The sequence below is a fragment of the Photobacterium gaetbulicola genome, assembly GCF_003025515.1.
Lineage (GTDB): Bacteria > Pseudomonadota > Gammaproteobacteria > Enterobacterales > Vibrionaceae > Photobacterium > Photobacterium gaetbulicola.
In genome coordinates this window covers 135,478-156,760 of the sequence record NZ_PYME01000014.1, presented here as the reverse complement: position 1 = coordinate 156,760, position 21,283 = coordinate 135,478, and the positions used below count along the sequence as shown (strand labels likewise).

Genomic DNA, 21,283 nt, shown 5'->3' with positions numbered 1-21,283 from the left:
ATGCTCAAAGGCGGCGATGGCTTGGCTCAGTTTGTCGTGGTTTTGCATAGTGCTGCTCCTCGTTTGGGTATGCACTAAGTAAACCAGAGCTGATTGGCTAAGTTGAGCTATGCCGTCGTAAGCTCACTTTCTGTTGGTGAACTGTTCGAGTTTCAGAAAGAAGGGAACGATTAATTTTGCTCATGTTGAGCTGATGACTCATGGTGTCTACTGAACCAGTAATTTTCTAAATACAAATAATGATCAGTGGACACCATTCTGGTCACAAGTTGGCCACAACGCAGATTTGCTGCCATCACAAGCCAAACGCCAGACACAACAAAACACGCCACTAAGCGCTTTATTTTCAATAAGATAAATAGAATTTACGAAGAAAGGAAACTTGGAGCGGGCAGCGGGAATCGAACCCGCATCATCAGCTTGGAAGGCTGAGGTAATAGCCATTATACGATGCCCGCTTTAAGGTTAGTGGCTGGTAGACCAGAGATGTTGCATCGAATTGAAATTCATAATGTCAGAATTTGCCGTGAATGAAAGCAATGATTCCCAAAACCTGACACTCATCACAAAACAAACCACCAAACGCTTAAGATTCAATCACATAGACTTTAAAGCGCTCTGCTCGCAACAGCATTTCCCGCCTAGGATAACTTTCAAGCTATATTACAATAATTTATGCTTAATTTATTAATTGCTATGTATTAAAAATACAGAAACATTATCGATATTTATCAAACAACAGCGATATAACGTTATTAATTGCAAACATTCGCCCACCTTAATCGATATCGACGAATAATGTTTCAACCTTCGTTTTTACATAAATATCCGCTATGCAATAAATGCATTATTGCTAAGTTTTAAGCATTTCACATTAGAAATCAAAAAGAACATTGTGTTGGTGTCTTATCATTAAACAAAGGTACCCACCATGACCGACAATTTTAATAAAACTCGTATTGAAGAAGATCTACTTGGTAAGCGTGAAATTCCGGCTGATGCCTATTATGGTATCCACACGCTTCGTGCGTATGAGAACTTTAATATCTCGTCGACAAAGATTTCTGATGTGCCAGAGTTTGTGCGCGGCATGGTGTTTACTAAGAAAGCAGCCGCTAAGGCCAATATGGAACTTGGGACAATCCCGAGCGATGTTGGCCAGTACATTATCCAAGCCTGTGATCTGATCCTGAACACCGGCAAATGTATGGATCAGTTTATCTCTGATGTTTACCAGGGCGGCGCCGGCACTTCTGTTAACATGAACGCCAATGAAGTGATCGCCAACGTTGCACTTGAGCTAAAAGGCAATGAAAAAGGCGAATACCACATCATCAACCCCAACGATCATGTCAACAAGAGCCAGTCAACCAACTGTGCCTACCCAACTGGTTTCCGTGTTGCTGTCTACAACAGCATCATCAAGATGATCGACTCTATTGAATACCTACGTACCGCTTTCGATGCCAAGAGCGAAGAGTACCACGACACCCTGAAAATGGGCCGTACCCAGCTGCAAGACGCCGTTCCAATGACGGTTGGCCAGGAATTCCACGCCTTCAGCACCTTGCTGAAAGAAGAAGTCAAAAACCTGAAATACGCCGCCGCCCTGTTGCTGGAAGTTAACTTGGGCGCGACAGCTATCGGTACCGGCCTGAATGCTGCCGAAGGCTATCAAGAGTTAGCAGTCAAATACCTTGCTGAAGCTACGGGGCTGGCCTGCGTTCCATCAGAAGACCTGATCGAAGCAACCTCTGACTGTGGTGCCTATGTAACTGTCCACGCTGCATTGAAACGCCTTGCCGTTAAACTGTCAAAAGTTTGTAACGACCTGCGTCTGCTATCTTCTGGTCCTCGTGCTGGCCTCAACGAAATCAACTTGCCTGAAATGCAGGCCGGCTCATCGATTATGCCAGCCAAAGTCAACCCAGTGATCCCAGAAGTCGTGAATCAGGTGTGCTTCAAAGTGATCGGCAACGACACCACGGTAACATTTGCCGCCGAAGCCGGTCAGTTGCAGCTGAATGTCATGGAGCCTGTGATTGGCCAAGCTGTTTTTGAGTCGATTGAGCTACTGGGCAATGCCTGTATCAACCTGGCAGATAAGTGCATCAGCGGTATTACTGTCAACAAAGAGGTCTGCGAGCACTTCGTATTTAACTCAATCGGCATTGTGACTTACCTAAACCCGTTCATTGGTCACCACGAAGGCGATATCATCGGTAAAATCTGTGCCGAAACAGGCCGAAGTGTTAAAGATGTCGCCCTTGAGCGTAACTTGCTTGGCGAAGAGCAACTGGACGAAATCTTCTCGGTGAACAACCTGATGCATCCTGAATACAAAGCCAAACTGTACAGCTAAAATGAAATTGAGGGGCTTTATCAAGCCCCTTTTTTATTTGTCAGTTAACCTGTTTGCGATATTAACTACGCCCCTAAGTTTCTGCAGTAAGGCAACGAAGATAGTCTTCTATGTCGACCATCACTGCGAAACATCTAACAAACTTTGACCGGTCAACTCGCTTATTGGGCATATTTTGCTCAATTCATTCCACATAGTCTCACAGGAGGAATGTAATTTTGAATAATAACGATAAACATACAAATCCAGGGCAACCGGCTCCCTCTGCGGCAATATTTTCAACTGTCCTGAGGCTAATTCGTCTTTTATGGCATAATCAGGTAACCAGCTGATCCCCTTACCTTGTAAAACCAAGGCCTTAATAAAATCAGTCATCGACGAAGAACACACGGTATTATTGGTTAACTTGCTATTAGCACGATGAAGTGCCCTTCCCATATAACTTTCCGGTGTATAATCAAGGCATGGTACATCATCACTATTGGCCAAATCGAACAGTACTTCACCATTTTCATCGACCGCCGATACACAATACAGATAACTGCGACCAAGATAAATTGAGCGGTATGGAGCAACCTGTAACCTGTCTTCGTAAAACGAAAACAAGAAATCACATTTACCGTCTATAAGTAGCTCAACAGCATCATCAACTTCGTTGGCAACAACGGATAACCGGGTATTTAACTGAGGATCGAGCAGGCATGAATGCAGCTTCGGTAGCAAACTAATGGATATCGAGTGAGCAGCGCTCAGACGTACTGTATGCCTACCATCAAAAGAGCTGCCAGCAAGACGGCTGACTTCTTCATCTATCTGCTGGAGAATAGACAGCGCTGTCGTTTTAAATTGCTTACCGCACAGGGTGAGCTCTATTGGTGTTTTGCTGCGTTCAATTAACACCAGCCCTAACTCAGCCTCCAGCGACTTAATCCTGCGGCTGAATGCTGGTTGGGTAACATTACGGACAGCTGCAGCATGGGAGAAGTTTTTTAACTCCGCAAGAGTCAGAAAGTCTTGCAGCCATTTTGTCTCTATGTTTTTCATTTATTTAACTCAATTAGCATCTATCTATGGCAGTCGTCATCCTCTAACAACCCAACGAAATCAACGGCTATTAGCAAGATAATGATAAGTCAGTCGCAGAAAGCTGTAAGGATCGGTTAGTTATTAACATCTGTCTATTAAGTTGATCACAATCCCTGAATTTCTCTTGATGCATTTTAATAACCAAGCCTTTTTTTTCTGCATTTCACAAGCCATCAGAATAATCATACCATCCAGTTGTAACATTAATAACACTGACTCATCTTTTGTATTAACAATATACAAAGCATGACAGTTTAAAAATCATTCTAATTATTAATTATTTAACCAATAAAATTAACAAACCTACACCTTGCTATATGAACTCTGTATCCTAATAAATAAAAAGGTCAACAAGATGAACTTAATTATTAAGTTATTGTGTGGAATATTCGTCGGTATTCTCATGGGTATGTTTGCCCCTGAAGTTATGGTCCAAGCCCTAATTACAGCTAAATATTTAGTTAGCCAGTTAATTAAATTCACCATCCCGCTTCTTATCCTGTTCTATGTCACCAGCGGTATTGCCAGTCTACCCAAAAACTCCGGCAAATTACTGAGCAAAACCGTTGGATTAGCTTATATATCGACCTTGGGAGCAGGTATTCTTGCCTTTATGGTCGCCAAGAGCCTGTTTCCTGCCCTACTCAGCGGTGCTGGCCAACTGCCTGAAGCTGAAACCGTTTTATCCCCGTTCTTAGAGCTTCAGATCCCGCCGATCATGAACATCATGACGGCTCTAACAGTCGCCTTCATTTTTGGCTTGGGCATCTCCAACACCGGTGCTGAAAACCTGAAAAAAATCAGTGACCAGGGTCGTGATATCATCGAGCTGTTCCTCAACAAGGTGATGATCCCTGCGCTGCCGTTCTACATTGCCGGTGTATTTGCTGATATGACGGTCAAAGGTACAGTCTTCGCAACCCTACAAACTTTCAGCTTAGTACTGCTTGCAGTCGTCGCTATGCACTGGTTCTGGCTCAGCTTCCAGTTCGTGACCACCGGTGTTGCCCTGCAACGCTCACCGCTTAAAATCCTGCGCACCATGTTACCAGCCTATTTCACCGCTGTTGGTACCATGTCCTCTGCCGCCACAGTACCGGTTACCCTGCAGCAAACCAAGCGCAACGGGGTATCGAACTCTATCGCTAACTTTGTTGTGCCGCTGTGTGCCAATATCCACATGTCTGGGTCGGTGATCAGTATTGCCAGTGTCGCTGTTGCCGTCATTATCATGACCGGTGCCGGCCAAGTTCCTAGCCTGCTAGAAGCCCTGCCGTTCCTTGCCATGCTGGGTATCACGATGGTTGCGGCTCCAGGTGCACCGGGCGGTGCAGTAATGGCATCAGCCGGCCTACTTGGCTCTATGCTCGGTTTCACTGAAGAGATGATTGCCCTGCAAATCGTGCTTCACCTCGCCCAGGACAGCTTTGGTACAGCCTGCAACGTCACCGGTGACGGTGTTATTGCCCTGCTGATTGACAAGGTATCCGACTCGGTCGAAGAAAGCGGAGGCGAACTGGTTCCTGCCGAAGAGATCGCCTAAAGCCATAAACGCTTAACCGGAAACTAATAGCACAAGAGCCGTTTACTAACGGCTCTTTTCTTATGGATTGACCGGGTATTGTGAAAGCCCACTTCAGTAGTCGAGCTGAACTTGTGGTGAATTTTTATGCAGCCATTTAATTAACAGCCTAAAATTATAACTGAGTACACCGGCAAAAATTAAAAGGAGCTATTATGAAGTGGTTTATATCCATGTCAGTTGCTTTGTTAATCGCTGTACCCTCTGCCATGGCGGCACAAGAAGCATCTCCCAGTCTTGCGGAGATACAGCAAGCATGCAAGCTAAAACAAGTGACGCACAGGTGTGAAGTCGTAACGGACAAGCAAGCTATCAAAGGAATATGCATCGATGCCAAATGGTACGGCTTGATCTGTTCAGAACGTAAATAGCTGTTGAGGTAAAAGTTAAGGTTATCCAAGTAACCTTAACTTTTACCTTAAGTGAAAGCGCTTACATGCTTCAGGCCTCAATATTCATCGCATAACGTTTAAAAAACAACCTCAATTGGTTAATCTTATTGAGCATTTAGATTCCTCGCGGTTTAACCATCAATTAACTGGCAATTGGTGGTGAAATATTCAGTCTTTTCTCACAGCAAAATGCCTTAAGCCCCTAGACGATAAACTTCTTAACCAAGGTGTTCTGTTCTTTCGCCAGCGTATCGAGCGCCACACACCCATCAGCAACACGCTCCATTGCCCGGAAGTTGGCATCCGCAATATGGCTGATATCCTCAAGGCTTCTTGCTATCGAATGAGTCGTGGTTGTCTGCTCTTCGGCAGCTTGGGCGATATGGCTACTCATCTCGCTGATCGCTCTGATAATCACCTGGATGTCCTCCATCGCGCGACTGGCATCCAAAGATTGCGTGATACTTTTATGCATTTCGCTGACACACGCTTGCATAACCGATGAAGCCAAGCCTGCATTCTGCTGCAAATTCTGGATCATACTTTCTATTTCTGCCGTTGAGTCGGCAGTCCGTTTTGCCAGCACCCTCACCTCGTCAGCCACCACGGCAAACCCGCGACCTTGCTCGCCCGCTCGCGCGGCTTCAATTGCTGCATTCAACGCTAGCAAATTGGTTTGATCCGCGATATTTCGAATCACATCAAGGATCGAACCAATTTCGCTACTCACCGCCTGCAACGTCGACACGACAGCAACCGACTCGTCAAGACGTTCAGAGAGTTGGTGGATAGTAGAGCTAGTGCTGGCTATCACTGCCATGCCCGTCTGGGCTGCCTCCTCGACGTCCTGTACCTTTTCCATGGAATGCTGCACTCTATCAGCCACATCGATGACCGATTGCTCCATCTCCGTCATTGCTGCGGCAACCGATACCGTCTGCTGACGCTGTATGTTCAAACGAGAATTTGATTCCGCCGTTGCGGCCTGGTTTTCCATCGCGACCTTAGCCAAATTGCCAGACGCGACGCTCATCTGATTCAAGATACCTTGCAGATTGGTAGCCAGCGTGTTGATATGGTTACTGAGCTGATCGAACTCACTGAAGGTATTCCCGCTCACCCTACGGGTCATATCCCCATCGGTTAACGCCCCAAGGGTGTTCAGTACACTGAATAAAGGTTTTCGGACATTCCTCGCAAGCAACCAGCCTAGAGCCATAGCGAAAAACGTAACCATTGCTCCGGCAAGGGAGGCTCGGGTAAAGCTATCCTCATAACTGTCATCGGCATTGCTGATGGCGGCATTCATCAACTGCCCGGCTTCGGCACGGAAGGTTGCCAGAATAGCCATCGCCTGATCGACTTCTTTCGATAATACAGCAATGTTCTGATAAAGACGGTTGGACGCCTCGACATATATAAAATGTTGGTCCAATACCCCTCCCTTCCGGCCGATATCCGACGTGAATTGCGCTACTGGCTGCTCAAAAGCCTCCTTTAACGACGGCAACTGCGCCACAAGGCTGTCGTAGGCATAATTGAGGCGAGTGACACTTCGTTTGTTATCCCTTATCGCTTTGCCTATAAACTCAAGTTCATCGCTGGCCAGCGCATCAGAGGTGATCGTTTCGGTTTGTTTGAGCTTGGCAAAATAACTTTCTGCCATCAGCTTGATCGCAAGGTTACCCTGACTACTGATATGCTCTTTCATCCCGACCCACAACGCCATTTGCAGCTGTTGGAAACGGCGGGCCGCTTTCTGTCGCTCTGCTCTGGCAATCTGCTGTGCCTGGTAATTGTCCATCGCACGACGAGATTCACTGAAATAGCGTTGTTCTATTACCGCCAATGCCTCAAGCTGCTGCGAAAGTGCCGGGTTCGAGCGAGAAAAAACAGTCAGCAACTCCAGCACCGCAGAGAACTCTTGATGTGCCTTGCTGAATTTCTCCTCATATTCCTCAATGTATTCCACATTCTGGTTAGTCAGTACATCCTTGAAGATTTTATCCGCTGCTAACAATTTGACACTGGTTTCGTTTGCCAGCGTCACCAGCGGAAATACATTTGACGTCACAGACTCTAGCTGACTATGAATACGTTTATTGCCATCAAGCATCATGACGACGGTTGCGACCAGCAGAAGCACCATCAGCGCAAATCCGACATACATGCGCTTTATGACTGAAGTTTGTCGTTTCTTTTTCATGTAATTAATGCCATATCCCAACCGACATAGGCAATAAATAGCAAAGCAGCAAACGTCTGGTTCGCTGGCGGGTATCGGTGAGAGAACAGTGGGTAGGTAATAAATAAAAAAGGCAGAAGAGAACATGCCTCTTCTGCCAGACGTGTTATTTCACGAGACGAACATTTTTAAAACTAAACGCAACGCCAGCCTGTGAGTTAGCCCATGCCGGCAAGATGGCAAAAGGTTTATCGACACTTTGTGCAATCTCGCCGATGCCCAAGTCACTAACCGGTACTGAAATCGAAGTCCATGCGCCGGTTGGAATTTCTCCGAGGAAATGATCGGGACTACCCGAATTCTCCTTGGTAGATTCCATCTTTATGACCAAGCCATCGATATTCTCGCCATACGAATCGACATACAAATCAAACTCGAGGCTCCCTGTATCTACATAGTTGACGAGGTTCTGAGTTTCGCCCACCAAGAAAACGACAGCCTTATCATCAACAGGGCTCGCGGGGTTGTAAGATACACTGACCACTACCACACCATCACCATCAACACTCTCGGTAGCCGAGACATGGTCAGGAGCTGGACTCCAGTCGGTTCCGGTATGTGCGCTCCATACGCCAACACTTGGGTTCCAGGTATCACTCCAAATATTGGAAATGGCTTCATCAAGCGGCGGAAGAGGCGGCTCGGCCAGAGCGGCACAGTCGACTTCGTCATTGGCTGCATCCAAACTGCGCGGAACAAAACGAATTTCACCCAAGTCAAACTGCATGCTACCTGCCGTTGTCAGCAGAAATGGCGTATTGAGCATGGAAAACTCCATGCCTTCCTCGGCAAAGCAGCTAAGGGCAAACTTCATCGTCGTCCAGTCCTCAGAGACCGGCGGCAGCACGTCGTTGATCTTGATATCACCAAGACATGGCCATTCGCAATGCATAGCCAACGTCACTTCATCTGTCGCAGCCTGATGCATTTTGATATCGAACTGCAGGGTCGAATCGGCGTTCATGTAGGCATTCTTGTCGACCGCTTTCTCATTGAGAGTCTGCAGGTACACCTGGGCGACATCAGAACCATCAAATGTCACATTAATCGCATCTTGCTGGTGCTGGTAATTGATTGGTTTGGTGGTTAACGAGCCCGTGGTTGTTTCCGAGCCATTCGATACGGCAATCCCCGCCCATCCGCTGGCTGGGCCGCCGATACGGGCTACGAATTCGCCCCCAGACTGGGCACCGTAGATTTCCAGGTTGGTGGTCGCCACCCCGTTATCAGGGGCTTCCTGGCCACAGCCGTAGTCCCGCGGATCAAGAGGCAAGTTGGCTAAATCATATCCCGGCTTATTATCCGATTCATATGAAAGACCGTAACCATATGGAAATAGCGGTTTGTGCTCTCCGGTAATATCCTGCTCGGTTGCAGGTGTCACGTAATCAGCAATATTCGGAGCAACACGGTTAATTGCGGTCGAACATTTCTTCATCGGCCATGAATATGACAGGCGACCGGTGAAATCTTTGCCGTCCTTGTTAAACAGAACATCGGTGATCCCCCCGGCTTCCGTACCCGGCAACCATGCTGCGACAAAGGCATCAGAGTTGTTGATCTCCTCATTGACATACAGCGGGCGCCCAGAATAGAACACGGTGACGACTTTCAATCCTGCGGCTTTCAGTTCCTTCACCTTGTCCAAATCGTCCTTATACGACGCTTTCAGTGACGAGAACTCCAACGTTTTGTTGGACTTGATATCACCGAACATCTCGGCATACGGTTCTTCACCAATGACCACCACCGCGATGGTATCTTCCGTTGCATCCGCAAGATCTGTGATGATATTTTCAGCCCCCACCATCTCGGCCAACGCCATCTGCATCGTGGTGGCCCCAGGGAAATCCTGTTCAATGGTGTTTTCGTTACCCTGCCAAGTCAGCGACCATCCCCCAGTTTGCTTCTGGATATCATTGACTGCGCTACCAGCGACCAAGATTTTCTGCTGCTGTGACAACGGCAAGATACCGCCTTCATTTTTGAGCAACACCAGAGACTGACTCACGGCTTCACGTGCCAAAGCGCGGTGTTCTGCGGAACCCAGCAACTCCTGCTGGCCGGCAAGGGCACGCTCGGATGGCATCGGTTTTTCCCATAAGTTGGCACGCAATTTAACCCGCAGGATCCGGCTTACCGCATCATCAATGCGGGTCATGGCAATCGTACCGTCATTCACTTGGGCAATCACATTGTCATAGAACGCTTTCCAATCGCTATTTGCCGTCACCATGAAGACATCATTACCGGCATTGACCGCTTCTGGGCAGTTCGAGGCACTGCAACCATTGATTTCCCCTTGGCCATTCCAGTCGGTGACCACTATACCGTCAAAGCCCATTTTGTTTTTCAGTACATCGGTGATCAGGTACTTACTGCCATGGATTTTCTTGTTGTACTCGCCGCTTTCAGTCTGGTCATAGTTGGCATCCGCGTGCCAGGAGTTAAATGAAGACATCACCACCTGGGCACCGGCATTCAAACCAGCAAAGTAGCCCGTGGCATGAATATTCCTCAGATACTCTTCGGTGTAATGGTTCTCGCCTCGGTCGACACCATCCATTGTGCCGCCATCGCCAACCCAATGTTTAACGTTCGAAATAACGTTATGCTCACTGGCTAGGCCTGCGGCACCGCCCTGGATACCTTCAACCATCTTGCCGGCATATTGGTAGATAATTTCTGGGTCTTCGGAGTAACCTTCATATACCCGCCCCCAGCGATAGTCGCGCGGCGAAGCAACGGTTGGAGCAAACGTCCAGTCCAATCCGGTTGCAGCTATTTCCACTGCCGTTGCCTGACCAATTCGGTAAATAAGATCGGGGTTATTTGCGGCCCCCAGCCCAATGTTATGCGGGAAAACTGTCGCCCTGAATACGTTGTTGTGGCCATGCACTGCATCGGTCGCCCACATAAACGGGATTCTAAAGCCGCGGTTTTCGTAAGCGCCCTCAAGGGCGAGCCAATATTTATCCGACTCTTTGGCCCAGTCTTCCGCGCTCGAATATTTGTCTTCATTGGGCCAGGCTCCACCGCCATTCAGCAATGAGCCTAGTTTATATTCTGCGGCCTCTTCCGGTGTGACCTCAAGAAGGTTGGGCTGGATCATCTGGCCAACTTTCTCTTCTAAAGTCATTTGAGCTAATATTTCTGTAATTTTGTTTTCAATATTTTGATCTTTTTCAATCGCACTTTTGATTACTGGCCAGTCGCCAAAATATGGCACTTTGACCTGTGCTTTATCATTATTTGTATTGCTATTATTTGATTCATTGCATCCTGCAATTAATGCCAATGCAATTAAGCACGGCAATATTTTTTTATTATGGCGCATACAATTTCCATTTTTGTTTTGAGATAGGCTAAAAAAAGAGCAGCCATTTATCTGGCTGCTCACTAGGTATTAATTAAACCGCTATTACCACCATGCTTCCCACATTGCACCTACAGCGAATGTATCTCGAGTCGTGTCACCAGTTGCTCGAGTACCTGTCGCAGAGTCAACTTTATTGTCTGCTTCACCTACCGTTGCATAGAAACGCAGCATTGGGCGGTCCCAAGCATTCTTTCCGACAGCGATATTCTGCGATAGCGTCACTTTCCAAGCTGAGTTTTCGTCAGAATTATCATAATCAACCAGCGAGTAGCCCGCTTCCAACCACGTTGAGTGGATATCGTTCCATGAGTGCATAGGACGCACAATCACACTGTAGTTAGTGCGGTCATCAACTAGTTTGTTAGCACCATCGGTATTGTGGTAGGCCAGCTGATAATCCATTGATGTATTCTGACCAAGAGATACCCCACCCTCCCAGCTTGCGTAAATTGTTTTTAGATCATCTGTTTTGTTAAAGACCGAGTTATCCGAGTTCTCTGAATAACGAAGGCTAAGTGAGTTGCCATAAATTTTGAACACAGTACCAATTTGGTATGCATCATCTTTCTTACTTTCGCCATTTTCTTTATCAAAAGCTTTGTCAGATGACAAACCGTAGTTGGCGTAAATATCCAGTGAAATATTTTCAGCCAAAGTGATATCGTGCAGTTTGGTTGTCAGGGCATAGTTACCACTATCACCGGTACCTTCACCTGTCTGGCCAACAAAACCAACATTTAACTGAGCGCCACCCAAGTCTAGGTTCTTGATACCCGCCCCCTGACCATCGTGGGTCATGAAGAAATAGTCGTTCAGCCCTTGCTGTGGACGCTGGTGGAAGTCCCTACCGGCCCAGATATAAGCATTAGGCTGGGAAGCGAAGACATTGGAGACACCCGCATAAGCTTTTTTCAGGGCCACATCACCATAATCCGTTGGTGACTTCCACCAGTTTTCCAGCATTACAACAACATCCCATTGTGTGCCGTTGACACCAGTAAAGCCTTTAGAAAACTGCCATTCACCACCGTTAGTCTCATTACCCAAACGACCTGCAGCATTACCAGCAAGCTGGCCATCAGCAGAAACATAGTCATTGCCATTATCTGCATAGTGAAAACCGTAACGGGCATAACCGGTAAAGGCGAAATCGTCCGTTTCCGCCATAGCAAAGTTGGATACAGATAGAGTTGAGGTTGCTAGTAGGCATGCAAGGGTAAGGTTCGATAGTTTCATTATAACTCCAAGAATTGTTTTTAGATTCTTCCGTAAAACACAAAAGAAAGCGCTTTCTTAAGCATTCAAAAAAATAGTTGTTAAATACGTTAATCGCTGTATATCCCCTTAACCAAATGCTGAAAGAACAGACAAATGAGAAGATATTGCTCAGCCAATTAGCTGCTAACCACTTTTATTGATGATTATATGGATAAAAATGCGCTATTAAAGTGATCATAATCACCAAAGCAAGCGCTTTCACGAGATCAAACTCACACACCAAGAAGAAAACACCAATAAGCACGAAAGGGCAAAAACTCACAAGATACTAAACAAGCACTTGAAATAATTAGCTTTTACAAGAAACAATACCAATGGTAACCAAAAGTTATAGCGAATATAACCAACCGACCGATCAGCAGCAAGCATATGCAACCAAAAGCTTCAATCCAACTTCAGCAATTCCCCTTAGCCACAAACAACAAATAAAACCATGAATATAAAGGATAAAATAAAATCACATTCACCAAGACAATTAAACCCACCATGAAAGCCCTTTCACTGTATGTGCTTGTGTCGCACTCTCAATGCCTATCTACCATGCTGAGTATTTGCCATATTGCTAATACGTTGGACGAATAAGAACCTTAACTGTTGAATAAAAACAAATTTCATTGCGGTGTGCTTACCTAGTGATATAAACAACAGCCGAATGTGATAAAGCCAACGCCCGTTACTCCGTAGCACACTTCAACAACAAGTAAGCAACGGCAGTCAGATCAACCTGCTTATCATGTGGATTGACCACAACACAAAAACCATAAGCAACTGAGTTTTAAAAGGTTATATTTGAAATGCATTTTCAAAACCCCAAGAAAGCGCTTGCTTTAAAGTGTTAATTAGCTCAAACTTATTACGTTAATTCCTATCTTATAAACCTTTTCAGAAGTAACATATCGCTATTTCTGACTATATGAATACTAAAACTAGGTATTGTTTTGTAACGTAATGAGCCATTCATCGTAAGGAAGTCCCGTTGATTACAATTAAAGAAGTATCTGAGCTGGCACAAGTCTCTCAGTCAACCGTTTCCAGAGCCTTAAATGGACACCCTACTGTCAAAGAAGCCAACAGAGCGAAGGTTTTTGCCGCAATCGAAAAGTTGGGATATAAGCCCAATGCCTTTGCACAAGCCTTGGCATCGAGCCGTTCAAACAGCATCGGTATGTTGGTCGGCTCACTGGATGGTCCGTTCTACGGCCCGCTAATGCACATGACTGAAGATACTGTCCGGCAAAAAAATCTTCATTTGATTGTCACCAGCGGCCAGGAATCCCATGATAAAGAAGCCGATTCGATCCGTTTCCTCCAATCCCGACAGGTAGATGGGCTGATCATTCACTCTGACAAGCTATCCGATGATGAGCTGATCAAGATAGCTCAGCAAACGGAATCGACCATTATTCTGAACCGCTATATTCCAGAGCTAGCCGAAAAATGTATCTGTATTGATAACGAACTTGGCGGTTACCTGGCAACCAAACACCTACTAGAAAACGGCCATACCACTGTCGCCTGTATTACCGGCCAGATGAGTAAAATAGATAGTCGTGATCGCCTGCAGGGATATCGCAATGCACTGGCCGAATATGGCATTCAATACGACACTAACCTTATTGTCGAAGGGCGCTTCGACCATGACGGCAACCATGAGGCCGTAAGAAGACTGCTTGATAGAAATGAAAACATTACCGCGATTTTCTGCCAGAACGATAATATTGCTCTGGCCGTTTATGATGTTTGCAGCGAACGCGGTATAACTATCGGCAAAGAACTTTCGGTTGTTGGTTTTGATAACGACACATATAGCCAACATATCCGTCCACGCCTTACAACCGTTAACTTCCCGGTGCGGGAAATGGGTGTAGAAGCCGCTAATGGCGTCTTATCCCTGCTCAATCAAGACAAGCAAAGCCTACGTAACAAATTAACGCCAGAGCTCATTATCCGCGACTCTGTGAGCAAGCTTGGCGAATAGTCAAATAGATGGGGAGTCACCTCCCCACTACCTGTTTCCCATCTCAAATCCCATCAAAAAAAAAAGGCAGATAAACTGCCTTTAAAAACAAATTAAAACAACTAGCTCCACAATACAGACACTAATTGCCCCAACTTGTAACGGACAGTGTCATCAATCAATATCTTTGGAGAATTACTATCATTGGTGTCGCTGTTTTCGATGATCAAAACCTTGCCATCATTGCTTAGGGTATGAGTATGGTACACCCCCCGCTTAATGTTGTAGGCCTTATTCGGTTCCATATCCCAGCTGACTATATCAACAATATTGTTCTCTTCGTCGACTTCTGCGCAGAACAGAATGCATTTACCCTCCAGTAGGACAAAGACTTCATCAGTCTCTTCGTGGCACTGAAAGTTATCAATCTTGTCTGTTTCGAGCTCATCAATATAATTCAGCATGGCAACCCGCCATGATTGATAGTCAATCATTGGCGAGTAACCTTCCGCGTTATATTCAGACACCTCTAATAATGGTTTGTTGGCCTTCACATTCTCTCCGTAGCTCTCAGCCCATTAGCAGTGTTGCCGGAACATGGACGGTGATTAGCTTAACTTCACCGGTGCGTGCAAAGAGATTGCGGCTAAGCTCGGCATTCAGAGACATCCCTGACAGCAGGAGCTGCTTGCTATCCTTCATCAGCACTTCGATCTGACCATCACCTTCTTGTACCATTTTGTAGACAACAGGAACCTGGCAATAAGTAAATGCCAATGCCTTCTCAGGCAATAGTATTGTCTGGTTCTCGCTATCAATATTAATGAAATCAAACCGGCTCGCCGCAGGCAGGAACTCCACCTTTCTCAGCAAGGAAGGGGCAAAGTGGATCACTCCGTCTTCCACACATACTCCAAGTTCACCAAAGCGAGTCAGGATTTCCTCCTTCACCTGCCCTGTCATTCCCGGTTGCTGGGCACCTGCATGCTTAGGCGTGTGGGAATATGGGTCGGTTGGGAAGGCACCGTAGTTCTCGGGCGTTTTATTGAAGCCGATCCCGGCGCGGACCTTATAGTAGTACTCCGCGAGTTTCTGGATTTCCTCGGAATTCGGGGCTTTATCCCTGGCCGCAAAGTAGTTTTCCTGTACCGCCAGCAACAACTTAGAAACCATATGCCAGTAGATACAGCCCAAGCCTTCATAGCCGAACATGGTACCCGAGCGCCCAGTGAAGGCTTGGTGGTTGAAAACTTCTTCGTAGCAATCAATCACGTCCTTGATTGTCTCGCGCTCAATATCCTTGTACTCCGATTCGATTGCACTCAACGCAGTCAGCAAGAAACCGGCATTCTCGAAATCAGCATTGAAGTGGTAGTCGCCATCGGCATCAGGCTCAACCAAGCGGTGATCGCTATTGTGTACCATCTTTTTGAGCAGTGCGTTGCTATCGATACGCGACGCAGTCACCTTGTTCTTATTCATGAATGTGGTTAGTTCGCGATCTGGATAAAGCATAAAGCTCTGCTGGTCATCGCGGAACATCTCACTGGCATACAGGTTATCGAGCAACTCCACCGCTTGTGCAGGTGTCAGTACCCCTGAACTAAGAACCGCAACCTGTCCTTCCAGCATCGGGTAAAGCTCTTTAACACAAGCATTCTCCGCTGAATAGCTAATGATGTTATACGCATTGTACAAGCCGTCCTCGCGACGGTTGGCGGCAATGCCTTCGTCAATTACATCCAGGCTGATATCAAGCAGGCGCTGGATAAGCTGGCTGTCGACTTTGGTTTTTCCAGAGAAGCCGCTATGTTGATAAACCGCCGCGCGGTAATCACTCGCTGCGCCTGCTAGCTTGCTCAGCAAAGCTTTGCGAGTCTGGCGAGTAATACTCTTGTGTTTAAGCTCTTTCTTGGCCTCGGTTAAAATCTCGGCAGTGGCAATAACCCAGTCAACCAGCTCCGAAGAGAGATCAACCGCCATCACGTTGTCCTTCAACAATGCTTGCATGAAAGTCACGTAACGGCGCATATAGAACAGGGTCACCATCGACAAGCCGTTACCCACGATGGCATTGTTGGCATCATTCCATTCCGGACGCTGGGTATTGAGCCAAATACCGCCATCGACAACCAAGTTACCCAGTTTTGCTAGTAATGGTACCAGCAGCTTTTCAGTCAGGTTGACCAGGTAAACATCGCCGTCCTCATCGAGCAGAAGCCGGCCATCGCTACCAAGCTCTTCAACCTTATCATTGATGAGATCATGCAGCTCTTGGTTGAAATCGACAGTGTTTTTCGGATCATCAAACAACTCTTCCGTGCCCTTGATGACATAAGGGACGTTGGCGTAGCTGAAGATGTCACTGCCAAGGAGCGAGCTCAGCTCCTGTGGCTGATATTTTTTCGACAACTCAAGGAACTTCAGCAGATAGATAATCTGGTGGTCCCCCCAGTAACCGATGTTGCTCCATGGGTCTTCCGGCTCCAGCACTTCCCAATCCACACCGTCTTTGGTGATGCGGTAAGGGTTATAGCCGTCAGCCGTTGAGGCATTGACAAACTTGGCAATAAACGACTTGATAAAGTTAGGGTAACTGACGGCAAGAGCTTCCCAGTTCTGGAAGATATCACGCCAGTTCCCCTGGTATGACAGCAGACGTTCGCCGTTCTTGTCTTTGACTTTGATCTCAAAGTGGTTCCACGGACGGCTCGGATCACCATGGCGACGTCCAAACGTCAGCGGTAGATATTCATAACAAAGGCGCACAAGCTGGTTATCGTTTTGCTCTGCCGCCATGGCAAGCAAATCCTCATATCCAATGCGCTCTGGCAGAGCGGCAAGGAATGCACCATGGCGCGTCGCAACGGTAATATTGGCGCTGGTTAGTGTTGTTACAAAATCTTTTTTATCCACCCAGTAGTTATCGACAACCACACCGCCGCGCATGTTGTTAAACAGCACATTGGCATAGTGATGAACCGTCGTCTCTTCTTCCGCGGTTTTCTGCCAGGCATCACTGCCAGACATCAGTACCAGCAGCTCCTTGTGATTTTCTTTCACCGAGCGGTTGATATCACTGCCTACCGCCTTCGCCGCCAACAGGCTCTGCTTCAGTTCAACAACCTCGGCATGAGTCTGATCAATATCAGCAACGATCTGCCAAACACTCGCTTCGCCTGCCGCCAGTTCGCACTGCTTATTGACGAAATATGCCCCGCGCAGGCCTCGGCGCAGAGTTTCGGTCGCGACTTGCCCCCCGCGACGGAACGTGCCCAGCTGCTCACTTGACAGCAAAATTGCCTCACAGTCATCAGCAATGCTAAATACCGTGGTTGCCTTCAGGGACTCAGCCGGCTCGGCACGGTCACTTAGTTTGGCATACATACTATAGGTCGCCAGGACCGATTCAGGCAGCAGCTCGTTCCATTTGTAGGCGTCAACCAGTGCACTGCGATCCTGCATTGCTGACAACGGGGCACCAGACGGCAGAATGTTTTGGATGCCGTCAATGAGTTCGAGCTGAACAGGATCCGCGCCGGTGTTGGTCAGCGTTGAGGCCCGCACGAAGCCATACTTGTCACTGGTGCTCCACTGATACTTAAATGCCAGAGACAGGTCCGTATTCACTTCCTCAAAAACAATCTTGTCACCAGCGGCATTTTTATAAAGGTTCCGCTGGATTTGGTAGAGACCATCATGGTGGGTATTGAACGGTTCCCATAGCTTGATGCCATCATCCCCCGTTACCCGTACAAGGGTTTTGCTGCCGGTATTCTCGGCACTCTCATGAATGTAATCGACCGATTTGTAAGGAAACAGGGCATTTTCCGGCTTAGTTCGCCCCGCAGTCAGGCTGCCCGTTGAGGAAATAAATAACCAATGGTTACTTGCCGACACCACACTGATAAAGAAGGGTGCCATATGGTCGACATTTTCAATCAGGTAGTATTTTTCACCGTCGAGTGTAACGAACTTACCTGTAATATCTTTTGACTGTGTATGAGTTTTACTTGCCATATCTTTAACCGAAGCTGCTGAAAGCGCTTTCTTGTCGCGCTAAAATTTTTACCATGACCCAATCAGATGGAGTGGCATCGAATAAAATGATCGTCTGCGATCTGAGTAACAGGAGGCAGAACCAGAGAGCAAGCCTCGCTCGCCCTAGGGCAGCGCGCTGCGAACGGACAACCGTAACTATCGGGCTTCCAAAGCGGAATTTCGCCTTTCTTCGCACTTAGCTCACGACGCCCCGAGCGACCCGCTTCCGGAACCGCAGACAAGAGTAACTGGGTATAAGGATGCTGCGGTGTTTGGGTAACCTTATCGCTGTTTCCCCACTCGACCATATGGCCGACATACATAACCGCTGTTTTCTCGGCAAAATAGCGCGCAGTCGCAATATCATGGGTAATGTACATAAACGAAATGCCGTGCTTGTCTTTCAGATCTGCCATCAGGTTCAAGATCCCGAGTCGCACCGACACGTCGAGCATCGAAATCGGCTCATCGGCCAAGATAACTTCCGGCGAAACCGCAATGGCACGCGCAATAGCCACCCGCTGGCGCTGACCACCACTTAGCTGGTGCGGGTACTTTTCCGATGTTTCTACTGCCGGGTTAAGCCCCACCATTTCCAGTAGCTCGTAGACCAGCTTCCTGACATCGTTCTTGCCTACCCGGTTGTGGATCAATAGCGGCCTGGCAATATGGTGGTATATGTTGTGCACCGGATTGAGCGAGCCAAACGGGTCTTGGAAGATCATCTGCACCTGACGGGCATACTCAAGGCTGCCGTGCTCTTTGGTGTACTCCTCTAGCGGTTGCCCCTTGAAGGTGATTTGCCCATCCGTCTTGTCATAAATACGGGTCAAGATCCTCGCGCCTGTACTTTTGCCAGACCCCGACTCACCTACGATCGCCAGCGCCTCGCCTTTGCACAAATCGAACGACACATCATTGACGGCGCGCATATGCTGGTTTTTGCCACTTCCAATCGGAAAATCTTTCACCAAATTTCGTACAGAGAGTACAACTTCTTTATTCTCTATCGTTTCCATCTCTTCGTCCTTAGATCCGATGACAAGCGGCATAGTGGCTTTCGTTTAGCTTGAGCAGTTCAGGCTCTTGCTGTCTGCAAGCAGCAAAGCAGTGGCTGCAGCGATCCTGGAAGTTACATCCCTGGGGGATACGCAGCAGGTCAACCGGATTGCCTGGAATGCCATAGAGCCTTTCCTTAGGGCCATGAATGGTCGGGAATGATGCAATCAAGCCTTGGGTATAGGGATGGGAAGGCTTGCCAAAAACGGTGGCTGCATCACCAAGCTCAATCAGGTTACCGGCATACATCACACCAATCCGATCCGCAATCTCCCCCATCAAACTCAAATCATGGCTGATAAAGAGGATTGAAAAACCAAATTTCGTTTTTAAGTCGTAAAGTTCATTGAGGATTTCACGCTCGACCACTACATCGAGTGCAGTTGTCGGCTCATCCATAATGATCAGCTTCGGCTCCAGTGCCAATGCGACCGCGATAACCACACGCTGTCTCATCCCGCCACTGAGCTGGTGTGGGAAACTGGCCATCCTGTCGCCGTGAATACCGACAATGTTCAATAGCTCCACGGCCTTCGCGTGAGCTTCTTCATAACGGACTTTCTTATGGGCCAGAATCACATCCACCAGCTGCTCACCAATGGTGATAACAGGGTTGAGCGAGTTCATTGCGCTCTGGAACACCACTGAAACATCTTTCCAACGAAAGTTGCGCAGCTCTTTGTCTGACATTTTCAGCACATCGCGCCCCTTGTAGAGGATCTCCCCTTCGGAGATCAGCGCAGGTGCCTTGTGCAAGCGAGAAATGGCAAATGCCAGAGTACTTTTACCACAGCCCGACTCGCCGGCAATACCCAGAGTTTCCCCGGGAGCAATACTCAAGCTGACATTGTTGACTGCCCGTGCAACCCCGTTAGGAGAAACATAATCGACACAAAGATTGTTGATCTCTAGCAGTACATCTTTCATAGCAAACCTCGGCGCTGATCAGCTTCTCTTTTCAGTTTTTTCCACAACTTCATATGTGGACCAGTCTTAAGTTTAGGGTTACTAACCTGGTCAATAGACATATTAATCAATGCCAATCCCCCCCCAGTGATCGCCAGAGCGGTTGCAGGAACAATCATTTCCCACCATGCCCCGGTATAGAGTGATGACGAGGTCTGAGCCCAGTAGAGCATCGAGCCCCAACTCACTTCTGTCGCATCACCTAGGCCAAGGATCCCCAACCCGGCTTCCGAGCCCATCGCGTAAATTACCGTCCCCAGGAAGCCACCGAATACAATCGAAACAAGGTTTGGCAGAATTTCTACAAGAATGATCCGGATTTTCGACTCCCCCATTACCTCAGCAGAGATAATGAACTCTTTGTTTCTGATCGCCATGGTTTGCGAACGTATAACTCGCGCCCCCCAGGGCCAGGAGGTCACCCCGAGTAATATGGTGATAACCAGTGAGCCGACCTGGCCAAGAAAGGCCGCTAAAACGATCAGCAGTGGCAGTTGGGGAAAGACCAGGAAAACATTGGTAATGAAGTTAAGCCATTCATCCACCTTGCCGCCCATGTAACCAGACGTAACACCAATTGCGACCGCCAGCGTCATTGCTATAACCCCAGCAGACAGGGCAACGGCAAGCGATTTTCTCGCCCCGTACAGTACTTGGCTGTAGACATCGCGCCCACTTCGGGTGGTGCCCAGAACATGTTCGGTATTCGGGGCCACATGCGGCCTGGCAACACGCTTGTTCGGATCATGGCTCGCCAGCACCGGTGCCATCAGGGCACCAATCAGGACAATCGAGATCAGGACGGTACCGATGATCGCCGGGGGGTTGCCATGAAAGAAAGCATGCACTGTCGAGAGGATCTCTTTACCCTTTTTGACAAGCGGATTGGGCTGTTGAACAGACATATTATTGTCGATCGAATCTATTAACTTGCTC

The 21,283-nt window shown here is 47.6% G+C and carries 13 protein-coding genes and 1 tRNA gene; 4 read left to right on the top strand and 10 right to left on the bottom strand.

The genetic code is table 11. The features are described 5' to 3' along the window. Nucleotides 1-383: 383 nt before the first annotated feature. A tRNA-Gly gene (locus C9J03_RS14035) sits at nt 384-458 on the bottom strand. Between the two features lie 473 nt (nt 459-931). Between C9J03_RS14035 and aspA the strand changes: the two genes are divergently transcribed. Further along, a complete protein-coding gene (gene aspA, locus C9J03_RS14030; protein ID WP_044621371.1) occupies nt 932-2,362 on the top strand; it encodes an aspartate ammonia-lyase in 1,431 nt (476 codons plus the stop codon). A 120-nt stretch (nt 2,363-2,482) separates the two neighbouring features. Here the strand turns inward: aspA and C9J03_RS14025 are convergent, their stop codons facing one another. After that, complete coding sequence (locus C9J03_RS14025; protein WP_044621372.1) at nt 2,483-3,406, bottom strand: LysR substrate-binding domain-containing protein; 924 nt, start codon at nt 3,404-3,406, stop codon at nt 2,483-2,485. Between the two features lie 397 nt (nt 3,407-3,803). Between C9J03_RS14025 and C9J03_RS14020 the strand changes: the two genes are divergently transcribed. Further along, nucleotides 3,804-4,991 (top strand): dicarboxylate/amino acid:cation symporter, encoded by a 1,188-nt coding sequence (locus C9J03_RS14020; RefSeq protein ID WP_044621373.1) that lies wholly within the window; start codon nt 3,804-3,806, stop codon nt 4,989-4,991. 194 nt (nt 4,992-5,185) lie between these two features. Next, nucleotides 5,186-5,401, top strand: coding sequence for a hypothetical protein (locus C9J03_RS14015; RefSeq protein WP_044621374.1), 216 nt, complete (start codon nt 5,186-5,188; stop codon nt 5,399-5,401). 223 nt (nt 5,402-5,624) lie between these two features. On the opposite strand, the gene C9J03_RS14010 is transcribed toward C9J03_RS14015, so the two are convergent. The 3 genes from C9J03_RS14010 to C9J03_RS14000 form a co-directional block, all read right to left on the bottom strand. Further along, entirely contained in the window at nt 5,625-7,628 is a 2,004-nt protein-coding gene (locus C9J03_RS14010; RefSeq protein ID WP_044621375.1) for a methyl-accepting chemotaxis protein, read from the bottom strand. A gap of 145 nt (nt 7,629-7,773) precedes the next feature. Beyond that, nucleotides 7,774-11,004 (bottom strand): glycoside hydrolase family 3 protein, encoded by a 3,231-nt coding sequence (locus C9J03_RS14005; RefSeq protein ID WP_044621376.1) that lies wholly within the window; start codon nt 11,002-11,004, stop codon nt 7,774-7,776. Nucleotides 11,005-11,088: 84 nt separating this feature from the next. Then, on the bottom strand, nt 11,089-12,282 hold the full coding sequence (locus C9J03_RS14000) for a carbohydrate porin (protein ID WP_052829645.1): 1,194 nt from the start codon (nt 12,280-12,282) through the stop codon (nt 11,089-11,091). Nucleotides 12,283-13,300: 1,018 nt separating this feature from the next. Between C9J03_RS14000 and C9J03_RS13995 the strand changes: the two genes are divergently transcribed. Beyond that, nucleotides 13,301-14,302, top strand: coding sequence for a LacI family DNA-binding transcriptional regulator (locus tag C9J03_RS13995; protein ID WP_044621378.1), 1,002 nt, complete (start codon nt 13,301-13,303; stop codon nt 14,300-14,302). 101 nt (nt 14,303-14,403) lie between these two features. Here the strand turns inward: C9J03_RS13995 and C9J03_RS13990 are convergent, their stop codons facing one another. The 5 genes from C9J03_RS13990 to C9J03_RS13970 form a co-directional block, all read right to left on the bottom strand. Next, a complete protein-coding gene (locus tag C9J03_RS13990; protein ID WP_197078553.1) occupies nt 14,404-14,835 on the bottom strand; it encodes a hypothetical protein in 432 nt (143 codons plus the stop codon). 16 nt (nt 14,836-14,851) lie between these two features. Next, nucleotides 14,852-18,301 (bottom strand): hypothetical protein, encoded by a 3,450-nt coding sequence (locus tag C9J03_RS13985; protein WP_044621379.1) that lies wholly within the window; start codon nt 18,299-18,301, stop codon nt 14,852-14,854. Between the two features lie 62 nt (nt 18,302-18,363). Further along, nucleotides 18,364-19,341 carry an ABC transporter ATP-binding protein gene (locus tag C9J03_RS13980; protein WP_044621380.1) on the bottom strand — a complete coding sequence of 326 codons (978 nt, stop codon included), beginning with the start codon at nt 19,339-19,341 and terminating at the stop codon, nt 18,364-18,366. A gap of 10 nt (nt 19,342-19,351) precedes the next feature. After that, nucleotides 19,352-20,308 (bottom strand): ABC transporter ATP-binding protein, encoded by a 957-nt coding sequence (locus C9J03_RS13975; RefSeq protein WP_044621381.1) that lies wholly within the window; start codon nt 20,306-20,308, stop codon nt 19,352-19,354. Then, entirely contained in the window at nt 20,305-21,252 is a 948-nt protein-coding gene (locus C9J03_RS13970) for an ABC transporter permease (protein ID WP_231580646.1), read from the bottom strand. Before C9J03_RS13970 ends, C9J03_RS13975 begins: the two co-directional genes overlap by 4 nt. Between the last annotated feature and the right edge of the window lie 31 nt (nt 21,253-21,283).